The organism is Brevibacterium picturae (genome assembly GCF_900105045.1).
GTDB classification, from domain to species: Bacteria; Actinomycetota; Actinomycetes; order Actinomycetales; family Brevibacteriaceae; genus Brevibacterium; species Brevibacterium picturae.
The window spans coordinates 4,259,960-4,283,022 of the sequence record NZ_LT629739.1; the positions used below are offsets into that span (position 1 = coordinate 4,259,960).

General features: G+C 63.3%; 23 protein-coding genes and 1 pseudogene. 17 read left to right on the plus strand and 7 right to left on the minus strand.

The genetic code is table 11. From position 1 onward, the window contains the following. Window positions 1-28 precede the first annotated feature (28 nt). The 6 genes from dop (at window position 29) to BLT92_RS19440 (ending at window position 5,010) form a co-directional block, all read left to right on the plus strand. Window positions 29-1,570, plus strand: coding sequence for a depupylase/deamidase Dop (dop, locus tag BLT92_RS19415; RefSeq protein WP_092108307.1), 1,542 nt, complete (start codon window positions 29-31; stop codon window positions 1,568-1,570). Continuing rightward, window positions 1,567-1,758: a ubiquitin-like protein Pup gene (locus BLT92_RS19420; RefSeq protein ID WP_092108309.1), complete on the plus strand. Its 192-nt coding sequence runs from the start codon at window positions 1,567-1,569 to the stop codon at window positions 1,756-1,758. The genes dop and BLT92_RS19420 overlap by 4 nt, the downstream gene beginning before the upstream one ends. A gap of 30 nt (window positions 1,759-1,788) precedes the next feature. Beyond that, entirely contained in the window at window positions 1,789-2,157 is a 369-nt protein-coding gene (locus BLT92_RS19425) for a hypothetical protein (RefSeq protein ID WP_231938924.1), read from the plus strand. Next, window positions 2,157-3,560: a Pup--protein ligase gene (pafA, locus tag BLT92_RS19430; RefSeq protein WP_197679646.1), complete on the plus strand. Its 1,404-nt coding sequence runs from the start codon at window positions 2,157-2,159 to the stop codon at window positions 3,558-3,560. The genes BLT92_RS19425 and pafA overlap by 1 nt, the downstream gene beginning before the upstream one ends. Window positions 3,561-3,596: 36 nt before the next feature. Further along, window positions 3,597-4,553 (plus strand): FKBP-type peptidyl-prolyl cis-trans isomerase, encoded by a 957-nt coding sequence (locus BLT92_RS19435; RefSeq protein ID WP_231938925.1) that lies wholly within the window; start codon window positions 3,597-3,599, stop codon window positions 4,551-4,553. 82 nt (window positions 4,554-4,635) lie between these two features. Next, window positions 4,636-5,010 carry an FKBP-type peptidyl-prolyl cis-trans isomerase gene (locus BLT92_RS19440; RefSeq protein WP_092108313.1) on the plus strand — a complete coding sequence of 125 codons (375 nt, stop codon included), beginning with the start codon at window positions 4,636-4,638 and terminating at the stop codon, window positions 5,008-5,010. A 62-nt stretch (window positions 5,011-5,072) separates the two neighbouring features. On the opposite strand, the gene BLT92_RS19445 is transcribed toward BLT92_RS19440, so the two are convergent. Further along, complete coding sequence (locus tag BLT92_RS19445) at window positions 5,073-6,197, minus strand: DUF3866 family protein (protein ID WP_092108315.1); 1,125 nt, start codon at window positions 6,195-6,197, stop codon at window positions 5,073-5,075. A gap of 40 nt (window positions 6,198-6,237) precedes the next feature. Between BLT92_RS19445 and BLT92_RS19450 the strand changes: the two genes are divergently transcribed. Then, on the plus strand, window positions 6,238-7,260 hold the full coding sequence (locus tag BLT92_RS19450; RefSeq protein ID WP_231938926.1) for a helix-turn-helix transcriptional regulator: 1,023 nt from the start codon (window positions 6,238-6,240) through the stop codon (window positions 7,258-7,260). Next, window positions 7,244-7,536: pseudogene (locus BLT92_RS20995) on the plus strand (WYL domain-containing protein); the annotation flags it as partial. The gene BLT92_RS19450 and the pseudogene BLT92_RS20995, both read left to right, overlap by 17 nt. Here the strand turns inward: BLT92_RS20995 and BLT92_RS21000 are convergent. Continuing rightward, a complete protein-coding gene (locus BLT92_RS21000) occupies window positions 7,452-7,664 on the minus strand; it encodes a hypothetical protein (RefSeq protein ID WP_231939188.1) in 213 nt (70 codons plus the stop codon). The pseudogene BLT92_RS20995 and the gene BLT92_RS21000 overlap by 85 nt on opposite strands. Between BLT92_RS21000 and BLT92_RS21005 the strand changes: the two genes are divergently transcribed. The 4 genes from BLT92_RS21005 to BLT92_RS19470 all read left to right on the plus strand — a co-directional run bounded on the left by BLT92_RS21005 (window position 7,663) and on the right by BLT92_RS19470 (window position 12,069). Continuing rightward, window positions 7,663-8,130 (plus strand): helix-turn-helix transcriptional regulator, encoded by a 468-nt coding sequence (locus tag BLT92_RS21005; protein ID WP_231939179.1) that lies wholly within the window; start codon window positions 7,663-7,665, stop codon window positions 8,128-8,130. The two genes, BLT92_RS21000 and BLT92_RS21005, sit on opposite strands and share 2 nt — an antisense overlap. 99 nt (window positions 8,131-8,229) lie before the next feature. Next, window positions 8,230-8,514: a Sec-independent protein translocase subunit TatA gene (gene tatA / locus BLT92_RS19460; protein WP_092108319.1), complete on the plus strand. Its 285-nt coding sequence runs from the start codon at window positions 8,230-8,232 to the stop codon at window positions 8,512-8,514. Continuing rightward, window positions 8,511-9,338 carry a twin-arginine translocase subunit TatC gene (gene tatC, locus BLT92_RS19465; RefSeq protein WP_407922865.1) on the plus strand — a complete coding sequence of 276 codons (828 nt, stop codon included), beginning with the start codon at window positions 8,511-8,513 and terminating at the stop codon, window positions 9,336-9,338. The genes tatA and tatC overlap by 4 nt, the downstream gene beginning before the upstream one ends. Window positions 9,339-9,345: 7 nt before the next feature. Further along, window positions 9,346-12,069 carry a DEAD/DEAH box helicase gene (locus BLT92_RS19470; RefSeq protein WP_092108321.1) on the plus strand — a complete coding sequence of 908 codons (2,724 nt, stop codon included), beginning with the start codon at window positions 9,346-9,348 and terminating at the stop codon, window positions 12,067-12,069. Between the two features lie 71 nt (window positions 12,070-12,140). Here BLT92_RS19470 and secA2 read toward each other — a convergent pair whose 3' ends face one another. Continuing rightward, on the minus strand, window positions 12,141-14,402 hold the full coding sequence (gene secA2 / locus BLT92_RS19475; protein ID WP_092108323.1) for an accessory Sec system translocase SecA2: 2,262 nt from the start codon (window positions 14,400-14,402) through the stop codon (window positions 12,141-12,143). A 42-nt stretch (window positions 14,403-14,444) separates the two neighbouring features. After that, a complete protein-coding gene (locus BLT92_RS19480; RefSeq protein WP_231938927.1) occupies window positions 14,445-16,178 on the minus strand; it encodes a 5'-3' exonuclease H3TH domain-containing protein in 1,734 nt (577 codons plus the stop codon). 78 nt (window positions 16,179-16,256) lie between these two features. Between BLT92_RS19480 and BLT92_RS19485 the strand changes: the two genes are divergently transcribed. Both BLT92_RS19485 and BLT92_RS19490 read left to right on the plus strand, forming a co-directional pair. After that, complete coding sequence (locus tag BLT92_RS19485; protein ID WP_092108327.1) at window positions 16,257-17,210, plus strand: metal-dependent hydrolase; 954 nt, start codon at window positions 16,257-16,259, stop codon at window positions 17,208-17,210. 283 nt (window positions 17,211-17,493) lie between these two features. Continuing rightward, window positions 17,494-18,267: a polyprenol monophosphomannose synthase gene (locus BLT92_RS19490; RefSeq protein ID WP_092108329.1), complete on the plus strand. Its 774-nt coding sequence runs from the start codon at window positions 17,494-17,496 to the stop codon at window positions 18,265-18,267. Between the two features lie 191 nt (window positions 18,268-18,458). Here BLT92_RS19490 and BLT92_RS19495 read toward each other — a convergent pair whose 3' ends face one another. Together BLT92_RS19495 and BLT92_RS19500 are read right to left on the minus strand one after the other, a co-directional pair. Next, window positions 18,459-18,794 carry an RNA polymerase-binding protein RbpA gene (locus tag BLT92_RS19495; RefSeq protein WP_092108331.1) on the minus strand — a complete coding sequence of 112 codons (336 nt, stop codon included), beginning with the start codon at window positions 18,792-18,794 and terminating at the stop codon, window positions 18,459-18,461. Window positions 18,795-18,871: 77 nt separating this feature from the next. Beyond that, on the minus strand, window positions 18,872-19,615 hold the full coding sequence (locus BLT92_RS19500) for a glycerophosphodiester phosphodiesterase family protein (RefSeq protein WP_092108333.1): 744 nt from the start codon (window positions 19,613-19,615) through the stop codon (window positions 18,872-18,874). 55 nt (window positions 19,616-19,670) lie between these two features. Here BLT92_RS19500 and BLT92_RS19505 point away from each other — a divergent pair, with 55 nt between their 5' ends. Beyond that, window positions 19,671-19,994, plus strand: a complete 324-nt coding sequence (locus BLT92_RS19505) for a hypothetical protein (protein ID WP_231938928.1) — start codon at window positions 19,671-19,673, stop codon at window positions 19,992-19,994. Window positions 19,995-20,172: 178 nt separating this feature from the next. Then, window positions 20,173-20,976, plus strand: a complete 804-nt coding sequence (locus tag BLT92_RS21090) for a septal ring lytic transglycosylase RlpA family protein (RefSeq protein WP_092108337.1) — start codon at window positions 20,173-20,175, stop codon at window positions 20,974-20,976. Between the two features lie 16 nt (window positions 20,977-20,992). Here BLT92_RS21090 and BLT92_RS19515 read toward each other — a convergent pair whose 3' ends face one another. Then, a complete protein-coding gene (locus BLT92_RS19515; RefSeq protein WP_231938929.1) occupies window positions 20,993-21,931 on the minus strand; it encodes a helix-turn-helix transcriptional regulator in 939 nt (312 codons plus the stop codon). A gap of 64 nt (window positions 21,932-21,995) precedes the next feature. Between BLT92_RS19515 and BLT92_RS19520 the strand changes: the two genes are divergently transcribed. After that, window positions 21,996-22,967: an SDR family oxidoreductase gene (locus BLT92_RS19520; protein ID WP_092109662.1), complete on the plus strand. Its 972-nt coding sequence runs from the start codon at window positions 21,996-21,998 to the stop codon at window positions 22,965-22,967. The last annotated feature ends 96 nt before the right edge of the window (window positions 22,968-23,063 follow it).

Sequence of the window (23,063 nt, forward strand, 5' to 3'; positions counted from 1 at the left end):
CCGAGTCTAAACGTTAGAGGGAGTTCAGATGCTCAGTGTCCGCCGCGTGATGGGTTCCGAAACCGAGTTCGGACTGAGCCAACCCGGCAATCCGGGAGCGAATCCGATGCGTGACTCGGCGCGTGTCGTCGATGCCTATGCGGGGCCGCGCGGACTGAAATCCTCCCAGAACTTCTGGGACTTCGCCACCGAGTCGCCTCTGGCCGACGCACGCGGCTTCTTCATGAATGTCGCCGAGGCCGATATCTCGCAGCTGACCCACATGCCCCAGGAATCCGTCGAAGCCCAATACCTGGCCAATGTCGTCACCGAGAACGGCGCCCGCTACTACGTGGACCACGCCCACCCCGAATACTCCTCACCAGAGGTGCTGACCCCGCGCGACCTCGTCACCTACGACCGTGCTGGAGACCTGGTGGCCTTGGCCTCGGTGCGCAGCCTCGAGTCAACGGACGAACCCGTCAACCTCTACAAGAACAACACCGACTCGAAGGGGTCGTCCTACGGCACCCATGAGAACTACCTCGTCGACCGGGCGGCGGATTTCGACTCCCTCTCGGCCGCACTGATTCCGTTCTTCGCCAGCAGGCAGATCCTGTGCGGTTCCGGACGAGTCGGCATCGGCCGGGAAGGGGAGACCGCAGGATTCCAGATCTCATCGCGTGCGGACTTCTTCGAAGCCGAGGTGGGTCTGGAGACCACCCTGCGCAGACCCATCGTCAACACCCGCGACGAGCCGCATGCCGATCCGGCCAAATATCGCCGGCTGCACGTCATCATCGGTGATGCGACCATGGCCGAACCCGCCACCCTGGTCAGGTTCGGCTCCACCTCCCTGGTCCTCGGCCTCATCGAAGCGGGCCTGGTTCCCCGACTCGAACTCGCGGATCCGCTGCAGGCGCTGTGGGACATCAGCCATGACCTGACCGTGAGCACGAAGCTGCCCATGTCCGACGGCACCATGATGACCGCGCTCGAGATCCAGAACACGTACTATTCCGCCTGCCTCGAACACGCCGGCGATGACGCGGAGACTCTTGAGGTGCTCAGCGAATGGAAGCGCCTGCTCGACGGTCTGGCCACCGACCCACGCAGCCTCGCCGACTCCATCGACTGGGTAGCCAAATGGGTGCTTCTCGAAGGCTACCGGCAGAAGGAGAACCTGGAGTGGGACCACCCGAAGCTCGCCCTCATCGACGTCCAGTACCACGACGTTCGGCCGGAGAAGGGTTTGTTCTACAAACTCGAGAAGGCGGGACGAATCCGACGTCTGACGACCGATCATGAAGTCGAACAGGCTGTGCGGTTCGCGCCCGATGGGACCCGGGCCTACCTCAGATCCCTGGCCGTGACCCGGTTCTCGGATTCACTGGTCGCCGCCAGCTGGGACTCGCTCGTCCTCAACGCCGGCGACTACGGAATCGTGCGCCTGCCGATGAGCGAACCGCTCAAAGGCAACCGCGAACTCCTGGCAGACAGGCTGGCCGATGTGCGCGACGCACAAGCACTGCTGCAGGCGCTGGGAGTCGATAGACTGACAACGACGAACGATGAAAGAGGTGCGAAATGAGTTCGCAGGAACAGGTTCAGAGGGATCATTCGACCGGCGGGGGAGAACCGCCTGCCGAACCACCGGAGGCCGTGCAGGGCCAGATCAACACGCAGAATGTGGATTCGATCCTTGATGAGATCGACGGAGTCCTCGAATCGAACGCAGAAGAATTCGTGCGCAACTTCGTCCAGAAAGGCGGACAATGAGATGTCGGGGTTCTCTCCTGCATTTCTGAGTTGGCCGGAGTCTTCACCACCGAGTCGAAGCCCTTCGAGGTCGAACTCGTCGTCGCCGAACTCGGACTCACGGCTGAGACGGATCAGCTCTACCGCCTCAGCTACGACGGCTCCGTGATGGACGAGACCGAACATGTGGCGATCGGCGGCCAGGCCGATGCCATCACCGCGACGCTGAAGGACCTGTCCACCTCGGTCCTGCCGCTGAGTGAGGTCTTCGACCATGGGGTGCGTGCTCTGGCTGCGGCCACTTCGGGCGCGCTGGCGACCGAGGCTCTGGAAGCAGCGGTGCTCGACCGTAAAGCGAGCGGTCACCGCACATTCAAACGACTCAGTGACGCCATGATGGCTCAGCTGCGGGAGGACTGATGGCCAGGATCTACGGCCTCGAAACCGAATACGGGCTCGCCCACTCCGCCGGTGCCGGCGACCGTCGCATCGGCCCGGAGGAGATCGCACGCTACCTGTTCCGACCGATCGTCGAATGGGGCCGTTCCTCGAACGTGTTCCTCCCCAATGGCTCCCGCCTCTACCTCGACGTCGGATCTCACCCCGAATACGCCACCGCCGAATGCGATGACCTCCGCGATCTGCTCACGCAGGACCGGGCGGGCGAGGCATTGATGATCGACCTGCTCGAGCAGGCCCAGTCGGGCATCGAAGCCGATGGACTCAGCGGCCGAATCCACATGGTCAAGAACAACACCGACGCGGCCGGGAACTCCTACGGATCCCATGAGAACTTCCTCATCCGCCGCAACCTCGACTTCAACCGTCTGACCACGGTGCTGCTGCCATTCCTCGTCTCCAGACAGCTGCTGGTGGGTGCCGGCGCCATCATTCCCGCGCAGTCCTCATTCCAGCCCGATGTCGAGGCGAGCCGCTCGGAGATGATGTTCGGCCTCTCGGCGCGTTCGGATGTGATGTGGGAGGGACTGTCCTCAGCCACGACTCGCTCACGACCGATCATCAACGCACGTGACGAACCCCACGCAGACGCGGAGAAGTACCGTCGTCTCCATGTCATCGTCGGTGATTCCTCGATGTCAACGGCCACCTCGGCGCTCAAGATCGGCTCTGCTGTGCTCATGCTCGACCTCATCGAACAGGGCGCGCGGATACCCGAACACGGTCTGCGCCACCCCGTGCGCGACATCCGTCTCGTCGCCAGGGACCTCACCGGGGCGGTGAAGCTCGAACGCACAGATGGGACGACGATCACACCGCTGAACCTGCTCGCGGACTACCGGGACCGGGCTCAGGTTCTCGTCGACAAGGGCGACCACAGCCTCGGCGACCATGAAATGGCCGAATACGTCATCGACCTGTGGACCCGGATGCTCGAGGCCGTCGCAGCCCAGGACTTCTCTGCGGTCGATCACGAGATCGACTGGGTGATGAAGAAGACGCTCATCGATCGAGCCATGGCCCGCGGCATCGACGACCTCACAGATCCCCGGATCTCCCGGCTCGACATCGCCTATCACGACATCACCCCCGACACCGGTCTGTTCCCCAAGCTGGAGCGGACCGGGATGGCCAAGAACCTGGTCTCATCCGAAGCACGGGAGAAGGCGAAGGACATTCCACCGACGACCACGCGAGCCGCTATCCGAGGCGAATTCGTCCGTGCAGCACATGCCGCACGGCGTGACTACACGGTCGACTGGGTGCATCTGCGACTCAACGACGAATCCGGCCGGGCCGTGGCGCTGAAGAACCCCTTCGAGCCCACACACCCACAGGCCGAAGCTCTCATCGCGGGCCTGTAAGATCTCAGTGATCTGGTCTTGAACGAAAGGAACCACGTGCGCACCAAAGTGCTCGCCGTCATCGCGGCCGCCACACTGCTGCTGTCCGCCTGCGGGCAGGGCGAGGAGGCGGAGAACACGCCGAGTGCCCCGCCTTCCGTCTCGGCCGAGGACGCGAAGTCGACCAGCCTCGACGACATCACGGTCGAGGGCAAGGTCGGTGAGAAGCCGAAGGTCGAATTCGAGGCGCCCCTGGTCGTCGACGAGGCCGCGGAATCTGTCATCAGCGAGGGTAAGGGCGAGAAGGTCGCAGACGGTGAACAGGTCACTGCGCAGATGACCTTGGTCTCGGGCACCACCGGCGAGGTCATCGAATCGAGCTATGATTCGAAGTCACCGGCCGGGTTCCCGATGGACAAGAAGCAGATCTCCGAGGGGCTCTACAACGCACTCCTGGACACCAAGGTCGGCTCCCGCGTGCTCATGTCGCTCAACGGCAGCGCACAGCAGGGCCAGCCGGCGCAGACTCTCGTCTACGTCATCGACATCGAGAAGACCACGAAGCCGCTGACTCACGCCGAGGGCGAGAAAGTCGACCAGTCGAACAACCCCGTGACCGTCACCTGGGCCGACAACGGTGAGCCCTCGATCTCCAAGCCCAAGGGCAAGGCCCCGAAGGAACTCGAATCGTATACGACGATCGAGGGCGAAGGACCGAAGGTCAAGGAAGGTCAGAGCGTGGCCGTGCACTACTCCGGTTGGCTCTGGGACGACAATTCGAAGTACTTCGACTCCAGCTGGCAGGATGGTCGAGGACCATTCGCCGTCGACCCCGTCGGACAGGCTCAGGTCATCGACGGATGGAACGAAGGCCTGGTCGGGGCGAAGGTCGGCAGCCAGATCGTCCTCGTCGTCCCACCCGACAAGGGATACGGAGAACAGGGCAGCCCGCCGAACATTCCCGGCGACGCCACCCTCGTGTTCGTCATCGACATCCTCTCAGCACAGGGCTGAGGGACAAACAGCCGAGGATGAGGCTCCGCCCGCCGAGGACTGGGTCCATGAACACCACAGAACCACGACCTAAGGAGACACCATGAGCAAGCAGAAACCAGAAGTCGACTTCCCCGGAGCCGAGGCTCCGACCGAGCTCGTCATCGTCGATGACATCATCGGCGAGGGCGCCGAGGCGGGTCCCGGCCACACCGTGAGTGTGAACTACGTCGGCATCGCCCACTCGACCGGTGAAGAGTTCGACGCCTCCTACAACCGCGGAACCCCGCTCGAATTCCGCCTCGGATCCGGCATGGTCATCTCCGGCTGGGACCAGGGCATCCAGGGCATGAAGGTCGGAGGCAGGCGCACCCTGCAGATCCCACCGCACCTGGCCTACGGGGATCAGGGAGCCGGCGGCGTCATCAAGCCCGGCGAGTCACTGATCTTCGTCTGCGACCTGGAGAACGTGCGCTGAGACTTCGATGAGACATGAGCCTCCGCAGCCACAGGGCTGAGGAGATCTCAATTGCCGAGACTTCAGATCTCGGCAGCCAATCTGCCCGCCGCGGCAGCAGCGAGGAACGCTGCTGCATCGGCGGGCAGTCTGCGTCCCATCGTCGACAGTCCCACAGGGGAGGACTTGAGCCCTGCCCACAGACCGTCCAGGCCCACATCGACCTGCTCGTGCATGTGCAGCATCGGCAGCTGCGCGGCAACGACCTCGGCCACGGCGGCGGGGTCGGTGTCCATCTCACGACGGTCCGCCTCGGCGAGGGTGGAGAAGTCGGGGACCGGAATCGTCATTCCGGGGCGGGCGATCTCCGTCAGAGATGTCAGCGAATGGTGGGAGACGCCGAAGTGCCTGCCGCGCGCATCGGCATTCGACATGCGCAGCACCCCGATGGGAGTCCCACCCAGCAGTGCAGCCGCGTTGAGGTGCTCACCGGTGACGAGACCCGAAAAGCCGTATTTGGTGCCGGTGCCCAGGTTCCCCGGACCCTGAGCGACGATGGCGATATCGGCGCCCAAGACATGTTTGGCAGCCAGCAGGCCCGTGTGGATCGTCACAGCTTCGAGATCGGCCCCCCAAGACTGGCCGGTACTGATGGTTCCCTGGAGCCAACCCGCATCCTTGAGCCCGGCCACAGCCTGGGAGAACCTGGCGGGCAGTGCTGCACCATCGCTGAGGACATAGGCGATCCGCAGCTCGGGATCCACCATGCGGACGCCCGCGATGATCGCCGGCAGAGACGAATGCAGATCGGCGGCGAGCACCGGCATCTCATCCAAAGACTCCTCATTCGCGAGGGTTTCATGATGCTCCGACTCCTGGTCGTCGACGCCGAGGACCATCGTCTGCAGCGGGGAGTAGCGGTCCTTGACCAGATGGCCGGGCCCCTCGGGAGGGTCGGTCGGCAGCGCATCGGGCAGAGCCACCACGAGGCCGAAGCCACCGGTGCCCAAACGCTTGGCCAGAGCCGAGACGTTGACCAGGATCGTGTCGCCGAGCTGCGGATTCCCGACGACCTCGGTATAAGCGATCGCCCTGATATGGGTGATGGTCGTTCCCGGCAGCGCCTGGTCAATATCGGCCTCGACCTCTGTGTATCCTGGCCGGGTGGAACGAATCGTGGTCACGGTTCCTCTGCGCCAATGAATCATGCTCCTAAGACTATCGCCCGCATTAGGTTACGGTGGAATTGTGAATACACCCCGCCCCAGCAGACAGAGGCAGCAGACCGAGCGTCTGATGAACCTGCTGATCGCCCTGAGAGCCGCCCGCGGTTGGGTCTCGAGGAAGACCCTGATGAGCGCCATCGACGGATACGCGGGCCTGGACGACATCGCCTTCGATCGCAAATTCTCCCGCGACAAGGAACTCCTGCGACACATGGGGATCACGATCGCCACCCGAGCCGAGCACGACGCCTACTCCGATGTGGGGGAGACCGGGTACCGGATCTCGGCCGATGACTATGCGATGGATGACGTCGAGCTCACCCCCGCCGAAGCCGCAGCAGTGGCAGTAGCCGCGCAGTTCTGGTCCGATACCGAACTCGGCGAGTCCAGTTCTCAGGCGCTGACGAAGCTGCGGGCCCTGGGCATCGACCTCACCGAGGCGGGCCCCGGGCATGTTGAAACCAACGACGGCCCGGCCGCGCGGAAGCTGGGCAGCGCGAACTTCGCCACCGCACTCCACCACATCAACGCTCGTGAGGCGATCAGCTTCAAATACCACAAACCCGGGCAGAGTCCCCGCAAGGTCAAGCTCGAACCCTATGCACTGCTCAGCCGCGGCGACCGTGTCTACCTGCTGGGACACGACATCGATCGTGGGGCTGAACGCACATTCCGGCTCTCCCGGGTCGAGGGCAAGCTGACGAAGCTCGGCGGACGAGACCCAGGCGACTACGACATCCCCGCCGATTTCGCTCCGCACGTGGCGCTGAACTCCAGTACGGAGATGGCTGTCGTCGCCGAGGCGAGGCTGCGCATCCGTGCCCACCGTGCGGATCCGCTGCGCCGCAGACAGGTGCGCACAGACGACAACGCTGTGATCGTGGAATTCACCGACGCGGCATCCTTGGCCGCCGAGATCGTGAGCTTCGGCACGGCCGTCGAGGTGCTCGGCCCTCCGGAACTGGCGCAGGCTGTCGAGGACCGACGTCTCACGGTCAGGACGTCCCTCGAGCGACTCGGAGGTCGCAATGTTCTCAGCGCGTGAACGACTCACCCGGCTGCTGAGCCTGGTGCCCTATCTCGACGCCCACCCGGGAGCAGACCTCGAAGAGACCGCGGCGTATTTCAACATCGACTCGGACACCCTCATCGATGATCTGCAGCTTCTCTTCGTGACCGGTCGACCCGGGCACATGCCCGATGACCTCATCGACGCCAGCTGGGAAGGGGGAAGGTCTACATCTCCAACGCCGAGGAGGTCTCGGTTCCCGTCCGACTCAGCGCCGAGGAGGCCGGAGTCCTCGTCCTGGCCCTCGAGCTCATCGACACACTGCCGGGACTCGACACCCAGGCTGTACGGGCGGCGGCGCAGAAGCTCAGACTCGCCGCGGGAGAGAACCTCCACACCCCGGTCGAAGTCAGCCCGATCCCCGCGGACGAGGAGCTCATGGGCTTCCTCAAACAGGCCATCGACACGGAAGCGGCGGTCGAGATCGACTACTACGTCGGATCCCGGGACGAACTGACACGACGGATCATCGCACCCAGCAGGCTCGTCCCCGGCGCGGACTGGTACCTGGACGCCTGGTGCTACAGTGCCCAGGCTCCGCGGCGGTTCGCACTGAGCAGCATTCGTTCATGGACATCGGCCACGCATCCGCCGTTGGGCATCAGCGATTCGCAGCCGAGTGCGCGAGAAGTCACCATGACGCTGTCCGCGGCCGGTGCCTGGCTGGCAGATGAACTCGAACTGACCGAGCGTGAATATCTCGCCAACGGTGAACCACATGTGCGGATCAGATTCCTTGTGCACTCGGTGGACTGGTTGAGTCGGTTTCTGTTGTGCCATGCCGACGTCATCACCGACATCGACGACCGCGAAGCGGTCGACGCCGCACTGCTTCGACTGGGCTGAGAATTGCCTGCCCGGTCGGTTTCTGCCGGGTGGCGAGGATGAAAGGCACAGTCACACAGCGTAGAATCGTTCAGAGCAGACAATAGTCAAGGAGTTCCCATGAAACCGAGTTTCGTGCAGATCGCGATCGTGATCCTCATCATCGTGATCATTTTCGGCGCACCCAAGCTGCCGGGGCTGGCCAGGAGCCTGGGCCAGTCGATGAAGATCTTCAAGTCAGAGGTCAAGGATCTCCGTGACGATGACGAACCCAAGAAGACGGAACCGGGCGAGCTCAACCGCGAGACAGGCGAGAAAGACACCTCGACGACCGCCGAGGCTGCCCGCAAGTCCGAGCAGCCCGCGGCGAAGGAAGAACCGGATCCACAGTCGCGCGAGAAGTGAAAGACACCAACGACCAGCGATCGTCCTCATCACGAAGGAAGAACCCCGAGCGGAAGATGCCCGTCCTCGGGCATCTCGTCGAACTTCGGAATCGCTTCTTCATCGCAGCGATCGCGATCGTCCTCGGGGCTGTAGGCGGCTGGTTCCTCTACGATCCCGTCCTGGACATCCTGCAGGAGCCGATCCGCAATATCCGCGCGTCGGGCGATCGCACGGCTGAGATCAACTTCGCCGGGGTCGCGTCTCCGTTCGATCTGAAGATCAAGCTCTCAGTCTTCATCGGCATCTTCATCTCCTGCCCGGTCTGGCTCTACGAAGTGTGGGCTTTCATCGTTCCGGGACTGACGAAGAAAGAGAAACTCTACTCGGTCGGGTTCCTGGGGGCTGCGATTCCGCTGTTCCTCGCCGGATCGACCATGGCCTTCTTCGCTCTGCCCAACGCGGTCAAGGCGCTGACGTCGTTCACTCCACAGGGCGGCACGAATATCATTCCGGCCCAGGACTACCTGAGCTTCGTGATGGTCATCATCGTCGTCTTCGGCCTGGCCTTCGTCCTCCCGGTGCTCATGGTCGGTCTGAACATGATGGGAATCCTGTCGGCGCTCAGAATTCAGAAGTCCTGGCGGGTGATCGTGCTGATCGTGTTCCTGTTCGCCGCCATCGCCACGCCCACCCCCGATGCATTGTCGATGTTCTTCCTCGTGATCCCGATGATGACGCTGTTCTGCCTGGCCTGGGTGATCTGCATCTTCAACGACCGGAGGCGCAAGAAGCGCCTCATCGCACAGGGCCTGTGGGTCGACCCCGACGAACCGATTGACTGAGAGAAGCATGACTGAATCCGCGAACCCGACCCCACCCTCGGCCGAGTCTGAGCCCCTCAGCCCATCGGCGGCCTACGCTCGCTACCGGGACAGGACGGAAAAGGCACAGACTCCCTTGGGGCGGTTCGCGGCCAGAACTGATTTCGAGCTCGACGACTTCCAGGTCGAGGCCTGCACCCAGCTGCAGGAAGGCAAAGACGTCCTCGTCACAGCTCCTACAGGTGCCGGCAAGACCCTCATCGCCGAATTCGCTGTCGAACTCGCCAGAGACGAGGGCAGACGGGTCTTCTACACCACCCCGATCAAGGCACTGAGCAACCAGAAGTTCAACGACCTTATGGACGTCCACGGTGTGGAGAACGTCGGACTGCTCACCGGGGACACCACGATTCGGCGGGACGCACCGATCATCGTCATGACCACAGAGGTTCTGCGGAACATGCTGTACAACGATCTGTCGGGGCTCTCGGACCTGGGGTTCGTCGTGCTTGACGAGGTCCACTACCTGGCCGACCGCTTCCGTGGGCCGGTGTGGGAAGAGGTCATCATCCATCTTCCCGATCGGGTGCAGATGGTGTCGCTGTCGGCGACCGTATCCAACGTCGAAGAATTCGGTGCCTGGCTGCGCGAGGTGCGCGGACCCACAACGGTCGTCTCGACCTCCCACCGGCCCGTGCCGCTGGTCAACCATGTGCTCGTCGGCCACCGCATGTACGATCTGTTCACCCATCATGATTCCGACCGGATCGATCCCGCTCTCAACCATGCGACCCGCACCCACGGAGGTCCCCGGTCCAAGCGCGAACGTGCGACCCGCGCACGGTTCCGCAGGCCCAGCCGGACCCAGGTGGTGTGCTCTCTCGCGGAGACCGGAATGCTTCCGGCGATCATGTTCATCTTCTCCCGCAACGCCTGCGACGAGGCTGTGGAGCAGTACTTGACCTCGGGCTTCGATCTGAACTCCCGTGATGAGAAGGTCATCGTCAACGCCGAACTCGAAAAGCTGCGCGATGAGCTGGCCAGCGAGGATCTGGGCATCCTGGGGTTCCATTCGTTCCGGGAAGGTCTCCTGCTGGGTGTCGCTGCCCACCATGCGGGTATGATCCCGCAGTTCAAACAGCTCGTCGAAGAACTGTTCTCGCAGGGCATCATCAAGGTCATCTTCGCGACGGAGACCTTGGCGCTGGGCATCAACATGCCGGCTCGCACGGTCGTCCTTGAGAAGCTCGTGAAGTTCAATGGTGAGGCCCACGTATCGATCACGCCGGGGGAGTACACGCAGCTGACCGGCCGGGCGGGGCGTCGCGGCATCGACCAGATCGGCCACGCGGTCGTCGTGTGGCACCCCAGTTTCGAAGTCAACGAGATCGCAGGGCTCGCTTCCAATCGCTCCTACGCACTCAACTCTGCCTTCGGACCCACATACAACATGACGGCGAATCTGCTGTCCCGGATGAGCTCGGCGGAGGCCGCGAAGGTCCTTGAGACCTCGTTCGCGCAGTTCCAGGCGGACAAGGCTGTCGTGGGGTTGGCGAAGAAGGTGCGGAAGAACGAGTCGACGATCGAAGCCTACGAGAAGTCGATGGAGTGCGAGCTCGGGGACTTCGCGGAGTATGCGCGGCTGCGGCAGGCGATCAGCGATACCCAGAAGCAGGAGACACGCACCAAGTCGAAGAACCGGCAGCGTGAGATCGTCGAGTCGCTCAGTGCCCTCAAGGTAGGCGATGTCGTGACCCTGCCCGCGAAGAGGGTTGAGGGCACTGCTGTCATCATTGCGCCCATGAGCTCCCGTGACGGGGGCTCACGGCTGCCGACGGTGTTGACCGAGCAGGGAAAAGTCTGGCACCTGCGGCCCCACGAGGTGACCGAACCGCTGCCGGCACAGGGCCGGGTCCGTGTCCCGAAGAAGTTCAACCACAGGCAGGCAGGGGACCGCCGGCAGCTGCTGGGCATCCTCAACGACGCCAAACGCGAGGGTAAGGTCGATCTCGAGGCGCATTGGGAATCCTCTCCCGGCGCCCGCGGCGTGAGCGCGAGCGTGGCAGAGATGAACGCCCAGCTGCGAGCCCACCCCTGCCACGAGTGCCCGGACCGCGAGATGCACGCCAGGTGGGCCAATCGAGCAGCCAAACTGGTCAAGGACAACGATTCCCTCATTGCCCGGATCGAGGGTCGGACGACGTCGATCGCTCTCGTCTTCGAACGCGTCCAGGACGTGCTGCGGACCCTCGGATTCGACCCTGAACAGTCCGATATGCTGCGCCGAATCTACGGTGAGCGCGACCTGCTCGTGGCACTGACCATCCGAGCCGGTCTGTGGGACGAACTCGTCGAACCCGAACTCGCGGCATTCGCATCGTCCTTCGTCTTCCAGTCCCGGCGCGGCGACACCCTTCACCCGGAACGCGCCCCGAGCCGCGACCTCAAGGTCAATGGTGATGAGGCGGTGACGATTTGGCGCAAGCTGTTCCAACTGGAGGAACAGCACGCCCTGTCGACCACGCCGGAACCCGACCGGGGGCTGTTCAAACCGATGTACCGCTGGACCGAAGGCAAGAACCTCGCTGACTCCCTGCGCGGGAGCGACATCGCTGCCGGGGACTTCGTGCGTTGGGCCAAGCAGAGCCTCGACCTCCTCGGTCAGGTTGCCGAGGTGGCCGAACCGGAGACTGCTGTGCGCATCCGTCGCACCATCGAAGCGATCCGGCGCGGGGTCGTCGCCGACTCCTGAGCAGCCGGTCTTCCCCGACCTCAGGAGTGGCTGGGCCCACCTTCAGATAGGGAGGTGGGCCCAGCGGCTTCTCAGCGTTTGACCTTCTTGACGATGTTCTCGATGTCGGAGCCGAATGCGCTCTCCGTGGTCAGGTACGTCCACGTCGACGACGGCCGTTTGAGACCGTGTGAGGCCAGGTCGATACCCGTATCTGTGAACTCGAACTCCTCGATCGTGGACGCGGAATCCTCGATGACGTCGGACCAGAACGAAGAGAAGACACGGATCGATTCCGTATTGAACGCCTCATGCGGTTTCTCACGTGCGAATGTGCGCAGATGGATGCCCTCGCGCAGATCGTTGAGGAAGGCCAAGTGGTCGACCCAGCGTGCATCGAGATGGAACAGCATCACCTCGCGCAGCGTCGCGTCGACGAGCTCCTGCGGGTGCTCGTCCGACAGTTCCTTCGCCACATCGCCGAGGCGGTCCTTGAGCTCATCGATCGCCTCATCATCGACACGCAACTCGTGGCGTCGGGCGAGAACGAGATCACGCTGTTTGGCCATCAGCTCGTTGAACTTCCAGGTGTCGCGGTGCAGGGCCGTGTTCTGCCCCTCTGCGATGCGCTGAGCATGCTCGACGAGGCCCAGTGCACGCTTCGACTCGATCCATCCGGTTTCATCTCCTTCGGTGACGAAGCGCTGAATCTCCGGCACACGGGTCAGAAGTTCATCCTCGAGGCTGGTGAAGAATACCGACGTGCCCGGATCGCCCTGGCGTCCGGCACGTCCGCGCAGCTGGTCATCGAGACGTGAGGACGGGTACCGTCCGGCTCCGATGACCAGCAGACCGCCGGCATCGGCGACGGCGTCGTCGGCCAGGCGGATGTCGGTGCCGCGCCCGGCCATCTGAGTCGACACGGTGACGGCCCCGGGGGCACCGGCGGCCGCGATGACCTCGGCCTCGAGCGAGTCGTCCTTGGCGTTGAGGACCGTGACCTCGATGCCGCGCTCGATCAGCCGTGCCGCCAACGATTCGCTCTCGGCCACAGAGGAAGTGCCGATGAGCACCGGGCGACCCTTGCTGTGGTTCTCCGCGACCTCATCGACGATCGCGCGTTCCTTCGACTCCTGATACGTGTAGAGCCGATCGGGTTCGTCAATGCGGATAACAGGCAGATGTGTGTCGACAGGGACGATCTCGAGGTTGTAGAACTCCCGCAGGTCATCACCGACAGCCAGCGCGGTTCCCGTCATACCGCAGACGGTTTCGTAGCCGTGGATGAGCTCTTCGACGGTCATCTGGTCCAGGATCTCACCGCTTTCGGTGGTGCCGACGTCCTCCTTGGCTTCCACAGCGGCCTGCAATCCGTCCGGCCAGCGCTGGAGTTCTGCCACACGCCCACGTGAGGCGGAGATGAGTTTGACCCGACCGTCGACGACCAGATAATCGACATCTCGTTTGACCAAGGACTTCGCATACAGGGCGAGGTTGACCGCCGCGAGTTCAGAGACGTCTTCACCGAAGAGCTCGACATCGAGTTCTGCTTCGACTCGGTTGATTCCTTCGTCTGTGAGGGAGACTGCCTGGTGATCCGGGCTCACCTCGTAATGGGTGTCGGGCTCGAGCGTCTCGACGAGTGTCGCGATCTGTGCGTTGGCGTCTTCGACGCTGGCCGAACCTGCGAGGACGAGTGGGACACGGGCCTCGTCGATCAGGACGGAATCGGCTTCATCGACGATGACGACATCGCGGTCTGGGACGCGGATCTGGGCGTCGTCGGTGGCGAAGCGGTCACGCAGCACGTCGAAGCCGACTTCGGTCACGGAGGCGTAGAGAACCTCAGCACCATAGGCTTCGCGCCGTTCGGTCTCGCTCTGAGCTCCGGAGATCGAGGCCGACTTCACACCGAGGAGGTCGAAGACCGGTTTCATCCAGGTGCGGTCGCGGACAGCGAGATAATCGTTGACACTGACCACGTGGACCCGGCGACCCTGCAGAGCGTATCCGGCAGCTGCCAGAGCACCGACGAGGGTCTTGCCCTCACCGGTTGCCATCTGTACGACGTTCGCCTGTAGGAGCCCGACGAGGCCCTTGAGCTGCGTGTCATAGGCACGCTCGTCGAGGGAGCGTTCGGCTGCTTCGCGGGCCAGCGCGCAGTAGCGGACGAGGTTGTCCTGCACAGAGCCTGAGGTGAAGATGTCGGCTGCGGCCTCCGTCAGGCCACTATCGTCGAGCTCCGCGTACTCACGACTCGCGGCCGCCATATCGTCGGCGGCCTTATCGAACCATCCCGTGGCTTTGTCCGCCTGTGCGCCGGGTCGGTTGAGCAGTCGTGAAAAGAAACCCATTATCGTCCTTCGTCGAGTGATGGTCGCAGTTGATTCTATCGTTCAGGCCATGGGCCAGGAGCCATCGACGACGGCTTCGGCGTTGCCCTTTCTGCGCAGCCAAGATTGCAGGTCAGCAGCCTGAGCGCGTTTCCATTCGCCTTGGGAGGTCATGATTTCGTCCCGAGTGAGCTTGGCAATTTCGGCCGAGCTCTCGGCCAATGCTCGGGAAATGTCCAGGGCGGCAAGGGCATCGGCGGCGGCATCGTGGGCGTCGAGCAGCGTGACCTTCCACCGTTTGGCGGTCTCGGTCAGGGTTCTCTTGCCGCGGCGGAACTGCTCGACGCGTTTGTCCAGAACGAAGGTGTCGATGATTGTCGGCAGCAGTGCAGCGAGGTCGATGTGCGGCTGGTGGCGTCTGACCTCGGCCGCCAGAACGCTGAGGTCGTAGACGACATTGTGGCCGACGACGACTGCGTCATCTGCCTTGAGGTCGGCCAGGACTGTGCAGAGTTCGGCCACGACCTCGGCAATCGGAGCTCCGTTGGCCTGGGCGAATTCGGTGGTGATGCCGTGAACGGCGCGAGCCGGTTCGGGAATCTCGACTCCAGGATCGGCCAGCCAGGTGCGAGAGCTGTCGACGGATTCGACGAATGCCGCAGTGACGATTCTGGCGGTCGAGGGATCGACGCCGGTCGTCTCCAGATCGAAACCGACCAGCCGAGACTGCGACCACGAATCAGCAGAGACAGGACCTGGAAGCGGCGTGGCTGGCGAGTCTGCAGCAGATACCTGGGCAGGAGCGGCTGCGCTCGTGCCGGTGGTCATCGCGAAGGGCTGTGGCGGTGCACCCGTGCTGGGATTCGTCTCGGCACGGGAGCCATTGTCGGCACTGCCGAGAGTAGTGACGAGATTGTCGACCGAGCGGCGGATGTTCTGACCGCGTGCTGCGGCCTCCACAGCAGCGCGATCGAGTACGCCCGGCACAGTTTCGAGGTCGAGTCCATGAGCGACATCGGTCAGGCACCGCATGACCTCGATGGTCTTGTGCAGAGTCTCCTCTACCTCGATCAGCGTGATCGCTCGTTTGGGGCTGAGACCGCCGGTCTTCACGCCGGCCTTCGCCGCCTTGATGATGGACTCGAGGGAACCGAAGTTCGCCAGCAGCGTCGCCGCGGTCTTCTCTCCGATCCCCGGTGCTCCCGGCAGCCCGTCCGAGGGATCCCCGCGCATAGCGGCGAGCTCACGGTAGCGCGTCCCGTCCGGCACACCATAGGTCTCGGGCAGATCGGCCTGGGTGATGGCCTCCCACTCTCCGCCTTTGCGCGGTCGGAGCACGCTGACGTCGGTGGCGGCATCGATGAGGGCGAGCAGATCACGGTCGGGGGAGACGATGACCACGGGGGTGCGTGACTCGGCGGCCATGGTAGCGATGACGTCGTCGGCCTCGGTGCCGTCCACCTCGGCGATGGGGATACCTGCGGCGCTCATAACGGCGGTCATGATCGGCAACTGCACTGCCAATTCGGATGGGATCTCCGTGCCCGCCTCGGCGTCCTTGACACGGGCGGCCTTGTATTCGGGCATGATCGCGGTGCGGAAGGCGGGGCGCCAGTCGGCGTCCATGGTCGCCACGACTCTCGGGGAGTCGAAGCGGCGGATCATCTGTGCGATCGCATCGAGGACGCCGCGCACAGCATTGACCGGCTGGCCTTCGTCGTTGACGATCGAATCGGGAACCGAATAGAAGGCACGGTAGTACAGGGCGGGGGTGTCGATCAGAACCAAGGGCTTCACACTCGATGACGATACCCGACACCCCTGACGCCAGTGCAACGGCGCTGACGGCAGAGGTGTAGCGTGTCGGCTGTGACTATGTACTTTGGTGGAGATGTATACAGCAGTGTCGACCCCTTTGCGACTGCCTTGGGCACGAAGGACGGGAAGGTCTCGTTCATCGGCTCCGATGAGGCCGCGCTTGCTTTGGAACCCGACGCGATCAATCTGGACGGTGACTTCCTGACCCCTGGTTTCGTCCATGCGGGACTGGTCCTCGGCGAGGGCGCTCCCGACGGTCAGAGACTCCTCGACTTCGGATTCACTCACGCGCACATCCTCGGCACAGCCGCTGCTGTGGAGGATTTCCGTGCCAATGCACCCAGCGAGCTGGCGATCATCGAATATCCCGAGATCGGCACCTCGGGATATGCGGCCTCGGATCGGATCGACGACAGGGCGAGCATCGCCGCGGCCGACTTCCTCGCGCTCCACGACATGCCGGAGACGGCGCTGTACATCCGCGTCGAGTCGAACCCGCGCCTCGGTGAGGTCCTCGACCGTGTGCGAGAGCATGCTGCACTGGCTCAGCGCAGCGGATACCGTCTGCTGCTGGACTTCAGCGTCGACGAGGAATTCGTCACGCCGCTCGGCTACTCCGGCATTGCGATCACCCTCGACCCCGCGCAGGCGCAGCCTCTGGCGCAGCTGTTGTCGGCGGGCGCCCAGGTGTCGTGGACGGATTCGCAGGATTCGCCCTGGGCGACCGTGCGTTCGGCCGTTGTCGGTGAGAACGGAATCGGAGCTCGCGCTGCGTTCAATGCGGCCACCCGGTTCGCGCATCGGGCCGCAGGCAATCCGGACGGGGGAGTCCTTGCACCGGGAGCCGATGCGGATTACGTGCGCTGGCAAGTCGACAGACTCGTCGTTCAGGTCGCCGATGCCCGTGTTGCCGCCTGGAGCACCGATCCCCGCTCGGGCACCCCCGGCCTGCCGGAACTCTCATCCGACGTTGCACTGCCGACCCGCGTTTCACTCGGCGACGACGCCTAGAAGCGAACACCCCAACGAAGCCCGGGTCGGATTGAAACAATCAAGACGACACGCCGACGGTGAAGTATTTTTATCATCTTGCCTTGCGTCTGACCTGGAGACTTGAACATCGTTCCAGGTCAGAGAGATTTTGCAAAGGCCTCGGCAGCCACTAGATTCGTTGTTGACATTCCACAGCAGCTGGGATGGAGTCGGCACCCCCGTCATTAGATAACTCGTTTCCCAACGTGGTCCGAAGGCGAGGGTGTCGGCTCATATTTTCCTCCCGTCGCGGCGTATCGTAGTGGCCGTGGTTTCTAAGACTCTGGTGGTCATCCCGACCTACAACGAACGCCTTGCTCTGCCTGTGACGCTGTCCGGGCTGTTCGAGAATCAGCCTGAGGTCGACGTTCTCGTCGTCGACGACGGCTCACCCGACGGCACCGGCGACTGGGTTGATGAACAGGCGCGCGTGGATCCGCGGCTGCACGTACTGCACCGCAGCGAGAAATCAGGTCTGGGAATGGCCTACATCGCCGGGTTCGAATGGGCGCTGGAGCGCGACTACGACATCATCTGCGAATTCGACGCCGATGGATCGCACCGGCCCCTGGATCTCGGGCAGCTCTTGGCTGTTGCCCAGGCAGGCAGTGCCGACCTCGTCATCGGCTCGCGTTGGGTCCGGGGCGGTGCGATCGTCGACTGGCCACGCTCGCGATTCTTCCTCTCCCGCGGAGCCAACATCTACGTCAACGCGGTCATGGGACTCGGAGTCAAGGATGCAACAGCCGGATTCCGTGCGTACTCCCGGAGGGTCCTGCAGAGCCTCGATCTCTCGGGAGTGCAGTCCCAGGGATACTGCTTCCAGATCGACATGACCTACCGCACCGTCGAAGCCGGATTCCGGGTGGCCGAGGTTCCCATCGTCTTCGTCGAACGTGAGCTGGGGGAGTCGAAGATGAGCGGATCGATCATCTCCGAGGCATTCACCAAGGTCGCCGGCTGGGGACTGACACGCCGCCGCCGACAGGCTCGAAGCCTCGTCGAGCGCCTCACCTCTGGCCGATCGACTGCCTGAAGGCGTGGGCCCCACGGGCGCTGGTCGACAGAGCTGAAGGTCTGGTCGACAGCGCGCTGGTAGACAGAGTTGAGAGCAGGGAACTGGTCGGCAGTCGAGAAGCAGATACGAAGGCGGGGTACAGGTCCGATGACCTGCACCCCGCCAATGCTGTGCTGTGCTCGTGTGGGCTGGTTCTGCGGCGCTCAGGCCTACGCGGGAACCTCACCACGGCGCACTGCGAGCCGTTCATCGAGCAGAACCTGAAGTTCGTCGAACGACCGGCGCTCGAGCAGCATGTCCCAGTGGGACCTTACATGCTTGCCCGGCTCCCCATCGGCCTCGTTCACGCCGACGCGCACGCCGATGCCGTGGATGCCCGAATCCCAGGTGGAGGGAACTTCGGCTTCGATCGAGAAGGGAACCTTGAACTTCGTTCCGTCCTCGCACTCGAATTCGACCATCTGGCGGGGTGCCGGTTCGACACCCTCCTCCGATTCCAGGCTGCGTGAGCCCAACTGTGTTCCGCGGAGACTGCGTTCGCTCATATCTCTCTCACCTTCCGACTCGACTGCAGACGTCTCATACGAGGCAACAGTCTACCGTGTGCGCCTATTCCCAGCACTCAGGTCCACCCCGAGAGTTCCCGCAGCCCCAGGAGAACTTCATCGGTGACGATCCCGTCGACCTCGAGATCGAGGAGCCTGCGCATGGAAGCGAGGTCATTGATCGTCCACACGTGCACCTGCAGTCCCGCGCGGTGAGCTCGCGCCACGAACTCCCGGGTGACGACAGGAATGCCCTTGAACGACATCGGCGCCTGCAGGGCATCCAGCCTGGCAGGCAGAGGACAGGGGCCGGAATCCGGCACGCCGGGCAGACCTCTCAGAGCGAACAGGGCGGTTTCGGCGACTCCTGTCGATGTCCGGACTCCGGGCAGGGCCTCTCGCAGCCTGCGCAGAGTCGAGGAGGAGAACGAAGCGAGCCGGATCCGGTCCTCAACCTGGAGGCTGCGGACGACGCGGATCATTGGTGCAACGCTATGGGCGGCCTTGACATCGATATTCCACGACACGTCCGGAAGCGATTCGACGAGAGCGGTCAGCCTCGGCAGACGTCCCCCTGCGCTGAGCTCGATGGAGTCGAGCTCAGCGGCATTGAGGTCGCGGATGCAGTGCGGGCGTGCGGCGATGCGGTCGAGATCGGCATCGTGGGCGGCGAACAGGACTCCGTCGGCGGAGGCGTGGACGTCGGTCTCCATCCATGCGGCGCCCGCCCGATGGGCAGCGGTGAAAGCCTCGAGGGTGTTCTCACTCACGCCCGGCCACCGCCCGCCTCTGTGGGCGATGATCTCCACCTGAGAATTCATGGTTCAATTCTATGTTGCTGTTGACCTTGCGCGCAGGGTCGACAACCATAGAGACATGAGCCGAACACAAGATCCGATCGAACCTGACTACGTCATCGATTCCACCAAGAGGACACCGACCGAGAAGGTGCGTTCGGCAGCCACCCGTGCCTACGGCGCGGCGAGCAGCAGTGTGAAGAGCGCTCGCGAAGCAGCCTCGGGCCCCCGTCTCATCGAGGCGACCGAGACGAACGTGAAGAAGGCGCTGGGCACCGTCTCCCACGCGATCGACGACGCCGTGCGCAGCGGGAAGGTCGAGCGTGCCTTCGACAAGGCCGAAGAGACTGTGACGACTGGCGCCGACGGCATACGCAGATTGGTCACGCGCAAGGACAAGTGAACTGACACTTACCCATGTGGCACGCTCAATTGAGCGTGCCACATTGCGTTTGTAACAGATTCTTAATTAGACTATCCTCAGGTAACGATCCGATAACTTGGAGTCGGTGTTGAGGTGACCTCGTTCGGTCCGACTCCTGAGTGCCGTGAGCACCGGCAGATGACTACAAGGACTGACTGTGGGAAAACACTCTTCACCCCGTTCGAAAACGACGGGTTCGCTCCTCTCTGCGCTCAAAGCGCCGAAAAAGTCCGGACGACATGCTCCGCAACGGGCTCAGAATGCTGCGAACACAGCCGGGGGAGTGCTGGCCGCTGTGCGCTCACGTCCCGTGCTCTCTGCTTTCATCGTTCCCACGGCAGCGACTGCCGCGGTCGTCGCATCCAGTCTGGCGATGGTTCCCGGCAGCGCAGGCGGTGGCCAGCGGGTCGTTGCCGAAAGTCCCGCCGTCGCTGAAGCAGAAGTGACGCAGTCGCCGGACGAGTTCCTGGCCAAAGCAAAGAAGCAGGCCAAAGAGAAGCCCGAGAAGATCTCCCTCGAGACCAAGGTCGAGACCCCGAGTCCGACACCGTCCGAAACCGCGTCCAAGGAATCAGCGAGCAAAGATTCCGCCACCGGCGGCTCAGGCACAAAGGAGTCGACGCCGGACGCCGATGACGGTCCGTCGAAGTCGGGCGATTCCGCAGGAGAGTCCGGTTCCTGTCCGATGTCGTACTACGGCGGAGGCGACGGATTCGACGGTCAGCAGACTGCCAACGGGGAGATCTTCGATGCCAACAAGCTGACAGCGGCGCATAAGACGCTGCCGTTCGGCTCGAAGGTGAAGATCACCAACACGGCCAACGGACAATCTGTGACGGTGCGCATCAACGATCGTGGACCGTACCACGGCGGCCGCTGCTTCGACCTGTCCAAGGCTGCCATGGAGGCTGTCGGCGGAGTCGGAGCAGGTCAGATCACCGGTAAATACCAGGTTCAGTGATCGTCGCAGCAAGTGATCAGGGTTCATTGCACCGTGCCGACTGGCGCGCTCGTTCGTGCAGTGCCAGACGGATCTCGCCCGGTGAGATCACCTCTGCACCGGGAACCGTGATCAGCTGAGACACGGCGACCTCGAGTGCTTCCATCGGAAGCTCGATGATATGCACGTCGTCGGCCACAGAGCCGGCATCGATCGCCTCAGCTGTGACCTGTCCGGGAACGGCACGGCGCAGGTCGACCAGGCTGGCCGTCGGGACTCGCAGTCTCACCGTCGTCGCTCGGATCGAGCGATCGAACTCGATCTGAGACCTCGTCCAATAGTCGCCGAGGTTGAAGTCCGGGGGCCGTGTCATCGAAATGCCGTGCGCGGCGAGTGAGGCGATGCGACTGACGCGATATGTGCGTGGCGTGCCACCCGGGGGCTGAGCCACGAGATACCAGCGTCCGGACTTGATCACGAGCCCCAGAGGGATGACTGTGCGAACCTTGGTCTCTGCACCCTTCGTGTACTCGATCCGCAGTCCTCGCTGCGAGCGCAGAGCCATGACGATGGTCGTGAGCTCCTGCGGATTCTCTTTGGCCATGAACCAATCGGGTCCGTCGACGAGCACATTCGAGGAGAGGACCGAATCGGTCTCGGACAGGATCTTCTCCCGGGCGGTCGCCAATTCCGCAGACAAGCCGAGATCAGCGGCCGCGAGCCCTCCGATCAGGACGGAGTCGAGCTCATCACGGGTCATGCCCGTCAGGGGAGAGGTCCAGGTCCCGAGCAGGCTGACACCTCCACCTGGACCTGATTCCGTCACCACGGGGACGCCCATTCCAGACAGTTCGCCGAGGTCGCGATAGACAGTCCGCTCCGTGACCTCGAGCCTGTCGGCCAATGACGCGGCAGTGATCGACTGCGTACGCGCGCTGAGGATGACGATCTCCGTCACCAGCCGTGCTGCCTTCATGCCCACCAAGAATAGTCGCGGTCACTGACAGAGCGTGTCAGTGATGGCACGAGATGCTGACATCATGACTTCACACAACGGATCGGGCGCACCCGAGTTCATTCCATTCATCGACCGATCACTGACGGGCAGGGTCGCCCTTGTGGCAGGGGCCACCCGAGGGGCCGGGCGCGCGATCGCCAGAGATCTCGCGCGTGCCGGTGCCTACGTCTACTGCACAGGACGTTCCACCTCGGCACGGCCCTCCGACTACGGCAGGGTCGAGACTATCGACGGCACGGCCGAACTCATCCGCGACGAGGGCGGCCAAGGCGAAGCTCTCGTCTGCGATCACCTGCAGCCGGAGGAGATCGCCGAGGTGGTGGGTCGGATCGATGATGAGCAGGGACGCCTCGACATCATGGTCAACGACATCGGGGGAGAGGCCTACGTCGACTGGGGCAAGAAATTCTGGACCACGGATTTCGACGTCGAGATGCGCCTGGTGAAAGCGGGTCTGCTCACCCATCTGAACACCGCGCACGCCGCACTACCGCTGCTGACGCGCAGCCCCGGAGGTCTGCACATCGAGATCACGGACGGAACGCACGAATTCAACGAGACCCACTATAGAGAGAGCATCTATCTCGATCTGACGAAGACCGCCGTGAGCCGTTTGGCCTTCGGGCTCGGCCACGAACTGGCCGATTCGGAATGCACGGCTGTGGCGATCAGTCCCGGGTGGTTGCGATCGGAGATGATGCTTGACCTGTTCGACACGGACGAACAGACATGGATGAAGGACGCGCTCGATGCCACGCGTGAGACGCCGCCCGCGGATTTCGCGATCTCGGAGACTCCTCACCTGCTCGGTCGTACGGTCGTGGCATTGGCGGCAGACCCCGATCGACACCGCTTCAACACGACGACTCAGAGCAGCAACGGCCTGGCAGATATCTACGACGTCGACGATATCGATGGTTCTCGACCAGATTCCTGGGCGTTCATGGCAGTGAAGGAGCGTGACTCGGGCGCAGACGCGCGTGACTATCGCTGAAACCGAATTCGCACCGGCCCAGACGAACCTCGATCCGCCTTGGCAGGCCGATGATCCCTGGATACTCTGAGCAGGTAAGCCGAACTTTCCAAGGAG

Bases quoted from the DNA above. Each gene is read 5' to 3' on its own strand.
- dop (WP_092108307.1), top strand. From the start codon at position 29: ATGCTCAGTGTCCGCCGCGTGATGGGTTCCGAAACCGAGTTCGGACTG.
- BLT92_RS19420 (WP_092108309.1), top strand. From the start codon at position 1,567: ATGAGTTCGCAGGAACAGGTTCAGAGGGATCATTCGACCGGCGGGGGA.
- pafA (WP_197679646.1), top strand. From the start codon at position 2,157: ATGGCCAGGATCTACGGCCTCGAAACCGAATACGGGCTCGCCCACTCC.
- BLT92_RS19440 (WP_092108313.1), top strand. From the start codon at position 4,636: ATGAGCAAGCAGAAACCAGAAGTCGACTTCCCCGGAGCCGAGGCTCCG.
- BLT92_RS19445 (WP_092108315.1), bottom strand. From the start codon at position 6,197: ATGATTCATTGGCGCAGAGGAACCGTGACCACGATTCGTTCCACCCGG.
- BLT92_RS21005 (WP_231939179.1), top strand. From the start codon at position 7,663: ATGGGCTTCCTCAAACAGGCCATCGACACGGAAGCGGCGGTCGAGATC.
- BLT92_RS21000 (WP_231939188.1), bottom strand. From the start codon at position 7,664: ATGAGCTCCTCGTCCGCGGGGATCGGGCTGACTTCGACCGGGGTGTGG.
- tatA (WP_092108319.1), top strand. From the start codon at position 8,230: ATGAAACCGAGTTTCGTGCAGATCGCGATCGTGATCCTCATCATCGTG.
- BLT92_RS19470 (WP_092108321.1), top strand. From the start codon at position 9,346: ATGACTGAATCCGCGAACCCGACCCCACCCTCGGCCGAGTCTGAGCCC.
- secA2 (WP_092108323.1), bottom strand. From the start codon at position 14,402: ATGGGTTTCTTTTCACGACTGCTCAACCGACCCGGCGCACAGGCGGAC.
- BLT92_RS19485 (WP_092108327.1), top strand. From the start codon at position 16,257: ATGTACTTTGGTGGAGATGTATACAGCAGTGTCGACCCCTTTGCGACT.
- BLT92_RS19495 (WP_092108331.1), bottom strand. From the start codon at position 18,794: ATGAGCGAACGCAGTCTCCGCGGAACACAGTTGGGCTCACGCAGCCTG.
- BLT92_RS19500 (WP_092108333.1), bottom strand. From the start codon at position 19,615: ATGAATTCTCAGGTGGAGATCATCGCCCACAGAGGCGGGCGGTGGCCG.
- BLT92_RS19505 (WP_231938928.1), top strand. From the start codon at position 19,671: ATGAGCCGAACACAAGATCCGATCGAACCTGACTACGTCATCGATTCC.
- BLT92_RS19515 (WP_231938929.1), bottom strand. From the start codon at position 21,931: ATGAAGGCAGCACGGCTGGTGACGGAGATCGTCATCCTCAGCGCGCGT.
- BLT92_RS19520 (WP_092109662.1), top strand. From the start codon at position 21,996: ATGACTTCACACAACGGATCGGGCGCACCCGAGTTCATTCCATTCATC.